Genomic DNA, 9,845 nt, shown 5'->3' on the forward strand with positions numbered 1-9,845 from the left:
GGAAGTGTCCGCGAGCTTGACCCGAAACCCCTGCCGGACCAGGGCTTGGGCAATGGCGCGCGCCACACCGTTGGCGCCCACGATCAGCACGCCGTTCGGCTCCGCTTCAGCCAGGCCAAGGGCCCGGGTCGCGGCGCCCGCGGTCAGGCTCTGCAGCACCACTGTGGCGATAATGATAAGAAAGGTATACGCCACCAGGTCGGCCGCGCCGGGGTAACCCAGGTCGTCCAGCCGGAGCGCGAACAGGGAGGACACGGCGGCGGCGACGATACCGCGCGGCGCTACCCAGCTCAGCAGCGCCTTCTGCCGCCAGCTGTAGTTGCCGCCGAGGGTACTCGCCCACACCACGATGGGCCGCGCCAGCAATACCACCAGCAACACGATCACCCCGTTCCAGCCGGTGGCAAGAATGTCCAGTGGATCAACCCGGGCCCCCAGGACAATGAACAGGACCGAAATGATCAGTACCGACAGGCTCTCCTTGAAGCTGAGGATTTCGCTGACACCCACGTCCTTCATGTTGCCGAGCCAGATGCCCATGATGGTCACGGTGAGCAGGCCGGATTCGTGGGCGATGTAGTCGCTGCCCGCGAACATCATGACGACCCAGGCGAGTGTCAGCACGTTGACAAGATATTCCGGTACCCAGTGTTTGCGCAGCACGAAACCCAGGCTGATGGCGCCGGCGAAACCCGCCACCAGACCGACGCCGATACTCTGGGCAAACACTGCCCAGGAATCGGTGCCCGACAGCAGGTACTGAAACACCAGCACCGCCAGCAGGGCGCCCACCGGGTCGATGAGGATGCCTTCCCAGCGCAGGACCTGGCTGACCTGCGGTTTGGCGCGCATGGTGCGCAGTAGCGGGTTGATGACCGTGGGGCCGGTGACCACCACCAGCGCCGCAAACAGCAGGGCGATGGGCGGGGAGAAACCTGCCAGCAGCCAGCAGCCGGCCGCCATCAACAGCCAGTTCAGCAGGGCCCCCCAGCTGACCAGGTTGGTCACTACCCGGCCGTGGCCCTTGAGGTCGCGGAACTTGAGGGTCATGCCACCTTCGAACAACACCAGGGCAACGCCGAGGGACACCATCGGGAACAGCAGGTCGCCGAACTGTTCGTCCGGGCGCAGCAGGCCGGTGACCGGCCCCGCGATAATGCCCAGCACCAGGAGGGCCAGGATAGATGGCTGTTTCAGGCGCCAGGACAGCCACTGGGCGCCAACGCCAAGTACCAGCACGGCGGCAAGGATGTACAACAGGTTTTGATCCACGGGCAGGGGGCCTCTGGTGTCTGGCAGTCAATATGGCGCCCAGCATACCGCAATGATGTGGGTTGCGTGTTGGCAATTTCGCTGTTGCAGGGTGAGGTTCGCGGCCTGGATACACTGGCGCCCCCGGTCAGGGGGCCGGACATCGCGCAGCCGCTGCTCGCTGGCTATTGCCTGGACCGGAAGCCCGGCTTTTTTAACCGCGAAGCCGACTTAACGGTGCCCGCCGGGCGCTATAGTCCCGCTGCGAGTCCACCGGCGTCTGCCCTTATCGACACAGGACTTGCAGCCGTTCGGCTTCGCACCGCGCCTTGTTCTGAAACTTTAGCCCCGCATCGTTGCAGGTTTTGTACATGAGCTGGACAAACGTCCCGGTATTGCTGGTGTCGCTCAACGACTTCTCAGCCATTGGCAGAATGGCCTTGCAGCTGGTATCGGCCTCAAATGGCTGCCTGCCGGCATTGATCGCATCCATCTTGATCTGCGCTGCATATAACTGCTCCACATTCCATGCTGCAAACCATTTATCGTCGCTATTCGCCGAAGACTGGTCTCCGCCGCAGCCGGCTGTTGCGACGGCTGCGAGTCCCAGCATCGCATACGAGAACATCCTTTTGGATGAGTAGCTCATGGCAAGGCCCCCCCTTGCTGCTGTGTTGTGCCTCTGGGTGTGGCGTGTCTATTGTGCGCCCCTGGCCCGGATGACAATGACAGAACAGAGGTTGCCGACAAGTATAGGCAACAGTTTTTCATCTTTCCAGAAATGGCCTTTCACCCGCCCATGATACTTGCCGGCAGGCGCCTTGCGGATCGAGAGGCGGCAGGCCCGGCTGCGGTCCAACGGTTTGTTCCCCGGTGCGGACCTATTGCCGGAGCCTCAGGCGCCGGAGCGAAAATCCGCTACCGCTTCCCCGACCCGCTGAACTTCCTCTTCATGGGCCGAGTCGCGCCAGGGCTCGGCCAGCGCGGCAGCGTACCACTCCCGCATCCCCGGCAAGTCGAGCGTGCGCGCGGCGTACTCGTTGCAGGCGGGGGACAGCGACAGCTGGTAAGTCTGGAGACGAAACACCACGGGAGCGAAGAATGCATCCGCTGCGGTAAAGACAGGGCCTGCGAGAAACGGGCCGCCGAAACGCTTCAGGCCTTCGCTCCAGAGTACGTCGATGCGTGCCAGGTCCTTTTCCAGTGCGTCGGGGCGTGACTTCAGTCGCACACGGATACCGCAGTTCATCCCGCAGATATCGCGCAAGGCCTGGAAACCGGAGTGCATTTCCGCGGAGGCGCAGCGCGCCCAGGCGCGAGGCCTGGCGTCTGCCGGCCAGACCTGGGGCACGTGTTCGGCCAGGTATTCGGTAATGGCCAGCGAGTCCCAGACCACAGTCTCGCCGTCGTGCAGGCAGGGTACCCTGGCGGTGGGGGAAAAACTGTCGAAGCCGTTGCCCGAACCGTCGCTGCGGAAGGGCACCAGGTTTTCCCGGAAGGGGATCTCGAGCTGTTGCAGCAATAACCAGGGGCGCAGTGACCAGGACGAGTAGTTCTTGTTGGCGATGTAGAGTTCCAGCATCTGCTTGCTCCTGAGATGTCTTTCATGCGCTCGGTCAGCCTGCGCTGGTAGTTGAAGGACCGCGTATTGTACGGCGCCTGTATAGTTCCATGAGCGCAGCCACGGCGTGGCGTCCGCGAATGCCGGTATGTGGGGGAAGTTTTGCAGTCCCCCTCTCTTTGCATTCCAGCATTGTCAGGAAATTTTACATCATGGCCCCGGGGTAGTCTTCGTTAATAGCGCAACCTCCTAAAAAGCTTGGAAATTTACTATTCTGGTTCGCCTTTTGCGTAGTATTTTCTTGGCGTTGTCGTCAGGCTTCGCCAACGATAATCCCCGCTTACGTATCCTTGCGGGCAAAACAATTCCTAGAGGTGCAAGCACATGATAAGAAAACTCTTGGTAGGTGCAGGCTTGTTTATCCTAACCCAGCAGGCTTTCGCGGGTCTCCCATTGGGAGTTGATTTGGGTCTCCAACTCGGAGGAGTGTTGAGTTCTGTTTTACCGGCAGCCTTGCCCGGTAGTGCAGGAGGTGCCGCGGGCATTGCGGCACTGACCCTGGTCGTGGGTGCTCAGCTGATAAAGCGTCGCAAGTAAACAGCCGTTAAGCTGGGCAGGAAGTTCGCCTGCCCGGCGGTGAGGTATGGCCTTGGATGTTGCTAGCCTGACAGGTGCGCTTCTGTTTGCGGTCGGCCTCGGCTTGTTACTGCTGGAAAGGTTAGCACAGGGTGGTGAACGTGCAGCCATTCCCTGGAATCGCTGGTCCACTAATATTGGATTGATGATTTGCGGGGGTATAGCGCCGGCGCTGATTGTGGGAGGGGATCTGGTCAGCGTGGCTGCTGATCTGGAACGCGGCCTGGTTGCTGATCTGAATTTGCCACTGGGCGTGGAGATCGTCGCGGTATTCCTGTTGCTCGATTTCTGGCGATACTGGGAGCACCGCCTGCTGCACGAGGTACCCCTGTTGTGGCGCCTGCATCTGGTGCACCACAGTGACACCGAGATGGATGTGACCACCGGCCAGCGCCACCACCCGCTGGAGTCGGCATTCACCACGATCGTCATGTTGATCCTGCTGTTCTCAATGGGGCTTTCACCCCTGGCGCTTGGTATTTACATTCTCTGGGGGACCATGAGTGCCCTGTATACCCATACAAAGCTGACAATACCAGAGGGCGTCGATCGGTATCTACGCTATTGGCTGGTGACCCCGTCGGTTCACGTGATTCACCATTCCGAACATCAGCTCCAGACCGACTCCAACTACGGCAGCATATTTTCAGTTTGGGATCGTTTGTTCGGTACCTATACCGACCCTGCGCTGGCCCGCGTCGAGCGCGTGGGCCTGGAACAGTTCCGTGAGCCGGCGGACACGACTCTGGCCGCGGCATTGCTGCAACCGTTCGAATACCGAACACGCCAAAGCGCAGCGTATTCTCGGGCTTTGGCTTCGGCTTCGGCTTCGGCTTCGGTTTCGGCTCCGGTGGCCACGGAGTTTCCTCTCCAATGGATTCCCCCTCTTGTAAAAGGCGCAACCGGCGTGCTGCTCGTACTGTTGGCCATGTGGCCTGTTGTTCAGGATTTATTGCAATTATGGACTAACGCCGACCCTTATCAATACGCCTGGCTGGTGTTGCCCACCTTCGTTTACCTGCTGGGCTGGCACCATCGCGAAACTCTGCTGGAGACAAATCCCGCCCACGGTCTCGCGGGTTTACCCCTGGTGGCCTTTGCTCTGGCGCTTTGGGTGGTTTCCTCGGCTGTAGATATTCGCCTCGGTCAACACCTGTCGCTGGTAGTGGCACTCCAGGGTGTCCTTCTTTGTACTCTTGGCCGGGTCACTTACCGCAGGCTGTTGCCGGTGATGCTGCTGCTGTTTCTGGCCGTGCCCAGCGGCGACCTGCTGCAGCCACTATTGCGGGAGTTGACGGTACGCTGGATCGAATGGTTTTCCCTGGCGATGGATTTCCCTTTCAGCCGCGACGGCTACACCGTGTATATCTCTCAACACCGGTATGTTGTTGTGGACGCCTGTGCCGGGTTGGCGACGTTTACCCTCGCCGGATTCCTCGGCTACAGTTTTGGCGCGATGCTCTATCGCTCTCTGGTGCGAGTGCTTGCGTTTGCGGCCCTGGCTGGACTGATTGCAATTCTGAGCAATGGGGTGCGGGTTTGCATGATCGTTGGTCTCGACTACCTCCATGGCAGCCAAATGAGCCTCGAGGATCACGGCGATATACAGCTGTTTTTGCTGCTTGGCGTACTCGGCGTGCTACTTATTCTGGCCAGCCGCCTGCCGGCTGAGGCTCTGCCCGACTATCGGCAGCGGCCGGGAGAGCGCTCTGAGTGGCCGGGCTCCAGCTACGCGCCAGCTGCTGCAGGAGTACTGGTTGCTGTGGTCGTCGGCACCTTTCACTGGTTTGGCCCCATACCAACCGCACAGGCTGGGGCAATTGGCACGCCGTTGCGCGACCTCGCCGCGCATTATCGGGGCAGCCACTGGGTTGGTAGTGCTACGGAAGGATTTCTCGAGCTGCCGGTGTCGCCTGGGCTGAATGCGCGAATCCATGCCAGTGCCACCAGTGCCGGGCGCATGCCTGAAGCCTTGTTGGTGCGCCCGGAGGGAGAGGGCTGGCGCCATTCCGCCACGCACAACCGCCGTCAATGTGGCGTCGTTGGATGTGTTGAGTTCACGGAAATGGTCTGGACCAGGGCCGGTGAAGAGCAGAGCCGGCATAGTTTCCACACTTATTTCGTGGGGCAGACACTGACCCGTTCCAAACTGCGGCAACGCTTGATGAGCGGTTGGCAGCGATTCCAGGGCTCCGGGGATGTCACTGGCATGCTCGCTTTCCAGTCTTCAGGCGATGGGGTGGCTTCTGGACTGGCGGACCGGTTCGACGAGATTCACCGGCTGGTCGGGAATACGGTCGTAGATGTCGCTTTCGCAGCTGGCGGGCAAGCCGCAGGGCGCAAGTAGCAGGCTAGATCAGCCGTCAGAATGCACTTCCACCAGCGCCTCCAGCAAGGTCGCCACCACCCGGCGGGGGGGTGGCGACTGGCGCAGGATCGCGCTGAACTGGCAGACATACTGGAACCTGTCGCTGGCCAGGGGGCACATGCGGCCGGCGCTGACAAAACCGTCGGCGTAATGCTGGGGCAGGTAACCGAGGTAGCGGCCGGACAGTACCAGGTGCGCGACCGCCTCCTGGTCCCAGGCAGTGGCGTCACGGTGCTGGCCGCGCTGGCGAGTGACCTCCATATTGGGAGAGTGATAGCCGATGCCGACGTATTTGCTGGCCAGGATCTCGCTGTCCTCCAGTACCTTGCCCGCGCGCGAGAACAGGGAATGCCCCTCCCCGCAGTACAGGTACATCTGCTCGTCAAACAGGGGATGGTAACTGAGGCTGCTGGACGGGCGGTGGTCGGGAATGATGCCCAGGTGATACCGGCCCTCCATGACCCCGCGCTCGATCGCGTTGATCGGTTCGACGTGGATCTGCAGGTGAACCCCCGGTGCCTGCTGATCAAACAGCGCCAGGGCGCGGTCGATATGGCAGGCGGGGTTGGAGGCGGTCTTGTCGAAGATGGCGATGGCCAGCGAGCCGGTCAGGCGCTGGTTGATGTCGTTGACGTCGTGCTGGTAGTCCTCCAGCGCCGCCATCACCTTCTGCGCGGCAGTGTAGAATTGCGCGCCCTCGTCGGTGAGGGCAAAGCCACTCCGGCCCCGGCGACACAGGGTGAACCCGAGACGGGTCTCCAGATCCTTGATATGGCGCGAGATGGTGGAACGGTTGATGTTCAGCTCCAGCTCCGCGGCAGCGAAGCCACCACAGGCGACTACCGCGCGGAACACCCGCAGCAGGCGCAGGTCATTGTCGGTGACTGTGCCCAGCAGAGCTTTGCGGGACATGAGAACACCTCCGGTACAGGTTGCTTGAAAGTTTCATATTAATGAATCTCAGTGGCGATAGATAATGATTTATACAACCTTGTGGTGCGCCTAGAATACGCGCATTCGCCCTCAGGAAGAGTGTCATGACCCGTATGCCTGCCAGCCAGAAACTGACCCGGGAGCAGCTGGAATCCCACTGGATGCCCTACACCGGCAACCGCCAGTTCAAGCGTGATCCGCGCATGATCGTGGCTGCGGAGGGGGCGTACTTCATCGACGACGACGGCCGCCGGATACTCGACGGCCTGTCGGGGCTCTGGTGCTGTGGTGCCGGGCATAACCGGCCGGAGATTGCCGAGGCGGTGCACCGCCAGTTGACGACTCTCGATTACGCGCCGGCCTTCCAGTACGGCCACCCGAAATCCTTTGAACTCGCCAACCGGATCAAGGCGCTGACCCCGCAGGGTCTGGACTACGTCTTTTTCACCAACTCCGGCTCCGAGTGCGCGGACACCGCCCTGAAAATGGCGCGGGCCTACTGGCGCCTCAAGGGGCAGCCCGCCAAGACGCGCCTGATCGGCCGCGCCAAGGGCTACCACGGGGTCAACTTCGGCGGCATTTCCGTCGGCGGCATTGGGCCCAACCGCAAACTGTTCGGCCAGGCGGTGGAAGCCGACCACCTCGCCCACACCCTGCTGCCAGAGAACGCGTTTACCCGCGGCATGCCGCGCCAGGGTTGGCAGCGCGCCGACGAGCTGCTGGAGCTGATAGCCCTGCACGATGCCAGCAACATCGCCGCGGTGATCGTTGAGCCAATGGCGGGCTCCGCCGGGGTGATACCGCCGCCCGCTGGCTACCTGCAGCGCCTGCGTGACATTTGCACCGCCCACGACATCCTGCTGATCTTCGACGAGGTCATCACCGGCTTTGGCCGCTGCGGCGCCATGACCGGCGCCGATGCGTTTGGGGTAGTGCCCGACATAATGAACGTCGCCAAGCAGTTGACCAACGGCGCGGTGCCCATGGGCGCGGTGATCGCCAGGGCCGAGATCTACGACACCTTCATGGCCCAGGGCGGCCCCGATTACATGCTGGAGTTCCCGCACGGCTACACCTATTCCGCCCACCCTGTCGCCTGTGCTGCGGGCATCGCCGCCCTGGATATCCTGGAGCAGGAGCAGCTCCCGGCCCGGGTCGCGGCGCTGGCGCCGTATTTCGAGGATGCGCTGCACCAGCTGAAAGGTGCGCCCCACGTGGTTGATATCCGCAACTACGGTTTCGCCGGCGCCCTGCAGCTGCGGCCCTATGAGGGTGAGCCCGCGCGACGCCCCTTCGAGGTGGCCATGCGCATGTGGGAGAAGGGCTTCTATGTGCGCTACGGCGGCGACACCATCCAGCTGGGATTGCCCTTCGTGATCGAAAAGGCCGAAATCGACAGCCTGCTGACAGCGCTCGGAGAATCCCTGCGGGAGCTGGCATAATACTGGCCCCTTGCCATGGCCCCTGACGTTTGCCGGTGTTTGACCTTCCCCAGCTGATCCTGACAGCGCTCTCAGTCAGCATCCCCACCTTCGGCTGGGTGGTGCTGGGCATGCTGCTGCGCCGGGTGGGCCTGCTGCAGCAGCGCCATGTCGATGCTGTCTCCCGGTTTGCCTTCAGGGCGGCCCTGCCGCTGCTGCTGTTTATCAGCGCCGCCGGAGTGGATTTTGCGGGGCTGGGTGGGGCGACCTACCTGCTGGCGGGTGTTATCTCCACCTTGCTGACCTTGGCCTGTGCCTGGACCTACGGGCACTGGCGCGCTCTTCCCCGGCCGACGCTGGGCATTTTTGTCCAGGCCTCTTTTCGCTCCAATCTCGCCGTGGTCGGCTTCGCGCTCTGTCACACCGCCTACGGCGAGGAGGGACTGGTCCTGGCTGCCCTGCCGGTCGCGGTGCTCACAGCGCTGTACAACGTGCTGGCGGTGTGGGTCCTGCAGGTGACCCACGGCGGTAGTCGTTCGCTGCTGGGGCTGCTGCGGGGCATTGCCACGAATCCCTTGCTGGTAGGCATTGCCTGTGGGGTGCTGGTGGCGCTTGCGGGCTGGCCGCTGCCATCCTTCACGCCGCTGTTGAGCCAGGGCCTGTCACAGTTCTTCCTGCCCCTGTTGCTGGTCTGTATCGGCGGGGCGTTGCGGATCAGCGTGCTGCGCACTGCGGGCAGCGTGACCTGGGAGGCGGCGCTCTGGCGCCTGCTGGTCGGCCCGCTGCTGGGGGTGCTGGTGGCAGTGGTCCTGGGTGTGGACACCATGCAGCTGGGTGTCATGTTCCTGCTGCTGAGTGCTCCGGTGGCCGCGGCCAGTTTTGTCATGGTGGTGGCGGCGCGGGGTGACGGCACCCTGGCGGCCAATATCATTGTGTTGACCACGCTCCTGTCCATCGCCACGGTGACGCTTGGCTTCGCCGTGCTGATTCTTGCCGGCCTGGCGGCGGCGCCGGTCTGACGGCGACAGCGGATCAGGTACAATCGTCGTTTTTTCCGGGAGGGTAGCAGGTGACAACAGGAACCAGGCCGCTTGAGGGCTTGCGGGTTATCGAGCTGGGTCAGCTGCTGGCGGGGCCGTTTACCGGCACCATCCTGGCGTATTTTGGCGCCGAGGTGATCAAGGTGGAGCCTCCAGCCGGCGACCCGATCCGGGGTTGGCGCGTGGTCCAGGATGGCACTTCGCTCTGGTATCGCAGTCTGGGGCGCAACAAGAAGAGCGTCACCCTGGACCTCAGGAGTGAACGGGGCCGCGAGCTGGTGCTGCAACTGCTGGATACCGCCGATGTGCTGGTGGAGAACTTCCGCCCCGGGGCGATGGAGGACTGGGGCCTGGGGCCGGAGGTGGTGAAGGCCCGCAACCCGCGCCTTGTCTACGCCCGCATCTCCGGCTACGGCCAGACCGGGCCCTATGCCAACAAGCCCGGCTATGCCTCGGTCACCGAGGGTTTTGGCGGTTTTCGCTACATCAACGGCGAGCCCGGCCAGGCCCCGGTGCGGCCCAATATCAGCCTGGGCGATACGGTCGCGGCCCTGCACGCGGCCCTGGGCATTACCCTGGCGCTGCTGCAGCGCGGCAAGACGGAGGACGGTGCCGGGCAGGTGGTGGACGTGGCG

8 protein-coding genes are annotated in these 9,845 nt (G+C 62.7%); 4 read left to right on the top strand and 4 right to left on the bottom strand.

Annotation, left to right across the window (positions count from 1 at the left end; translation table 11 throughout):
• From RJQ10_RS04655 to RJQ10_RS04665, 3 genes are all read right to left on the bottom strand, one after another.
• The coding region (locus RJQ10_RS04655; protein ID WP_350144111.1) for a cation:proton antiporter at window positions 1–1,272 on the bottom strand (1,272 nt) is incomplete at its 3' end.
• 265 nt (window positions 1,273–1,537) lie between these two features.
• The gene (locus tag RJQ10_RS04660) at window positions 1,538–1,900 is read right to left on the bottom strand and encodes a hypothetical protein (protein ID WP_350144113.1); all 363 of its coding nucleotides are present in this window, start codon (window positions 1,898–1,900) and stop codon (window positions 1,538–1,540) included.
• Between the two features lie 246 nt (window positions 1,901–2,146).
• On the bottom strand, window positions 2,147–2,833 hold the full coding sequence (locus RJQ10_RS04665) for a glutathione S-transferase family protein (protein WP_350144116.1): 687 nt from the start codon (window positions 2,831–2,833) through the stop codon (window positions 2,147–2,149).
• Window positions 2,834–3,455: 622 nt separating this feature from the next.
• On the opposite strand from RJQ10_RS04665, the gene RJQ10_RS04670 reads away from it, so the two are divergent.
• Window positions 3,456–5,795: an archaeosortase/exosortase family protein gene (locus tag RJQ10_RS04670; RefSeq protein WP_350144118.1), complete on the top strand. Its 2,340-nt coding sequence runs from the start codon at window positions 3,456–3,458 to the stop codon at window positions 5,793–5,795.
• Window positions 5,796–5,804: 9 nt separating this feature from the next.
• Here the strand turns inward: RJQ10_RS04670 and RJQ10_RS04675 are convergent, their stop codons facing one another.
• On the bottom strand, window positions 5,805–6,728 hold the full coding sequence (locus RJQ10_RS04675) for a LysR family transcriptional regulator (RefSeq protein WP_350144120.1): 924 nt from the start codon (window positions 6,726–6,728) through the stop codon (window positions 5,805–5,807).
• A 125-nt stretch (window positions 6,729–6,853) separates the two neighbouring features.
• Between RJQ10_RS04675 and aptA the strand changes: the two genes are divergently transcribed.
• The 3 genes from aptA to RJQ10_RS04690 form a co-directional block, all read left to right on the top strand.
• The gene (gene aptA, locus RJQ10_RS04680) at window positions 6,854–8,191 is read left to right on the top strand and encodes an omega-aminotransferase AptA (protein ID WP_350144122.1); all 1,338 of its coding nucleotides are present in this window, start codon (window positions 6,854–6,856) and stop codon (window positions 8,189–8,191) included.
• A 35-nt stretch (window positions 8,192–8,226) separates the two neighbouring features.
• On the top strand, window positions 8,227–9,189 hold the full coding sequence (locus tag RJQ10_RS04685) for an AEC family transporter (protein WP_350144124.1): 963 nt from the start codon (window positions 8,227–8,229) through the stop codon (window positions 9,187–9,189).
• Window positions 9,190–9,239: 50 nt separating this feature from the next.
• Window positions 9,240–9,845 (top strand): CaiB/BaiF CoA transferase family protein (locus RJQ10_RS04690; RefSeq protein WP_350144127.1); only part of this gene is annotated, 606 nt, incomplete at its 3' end.

Origin of the sequence: Haliea sp. (assembly GCF_040222615.1) — a bacterium.
Classification (GTDB): Bacteria; Pseudomonadota; Gammaproteobacteria; order Pseudomonadales; family Halieaceae; genus Haliea.

What these genes read in the sequence shown, in the direction of transcription:
- RJQ10_RS04660 (WP_350144113.1), bottom strand. Translation starts at nt 1,900, where the DNA reads ATGAGCTACTCATCCAAAAGGATGTTCTCGTATGCGATGCTGGGACTC.
- RJQ10_RS04665 (WP_350144116.1), bottom strand. Translation starts at nt 2,833, where the DNA reads ATGCTGGAACTCTACATCGCCAACAAGAACTACTCGTCCTGGTCACTG.
- RJQ10_RS04670 (WP_350144118.1), top strand. Translation starts at nt 3,456, where the DNA reads ATGGCCTTGGATGTTGCTAGCCTGACAGGTGCGCTTCTGTTTGCGGTC.
- RJQ10_RS04675 (WP_350144120.1), bottom strand. Translation starts at nt 6,728, where the DNA reads ATGTCCCGCAAAGCTCTGCTGGGCACAGTCACCGACAATGACCTGCGC.
- aptA (WP_350144122.1), top strand. Translation starts at nt 6,854, where the DNA reads ATGACCCGTATGCCTGCCAGCCAGAAACTGACCCGGGAGCAGCTGGAA.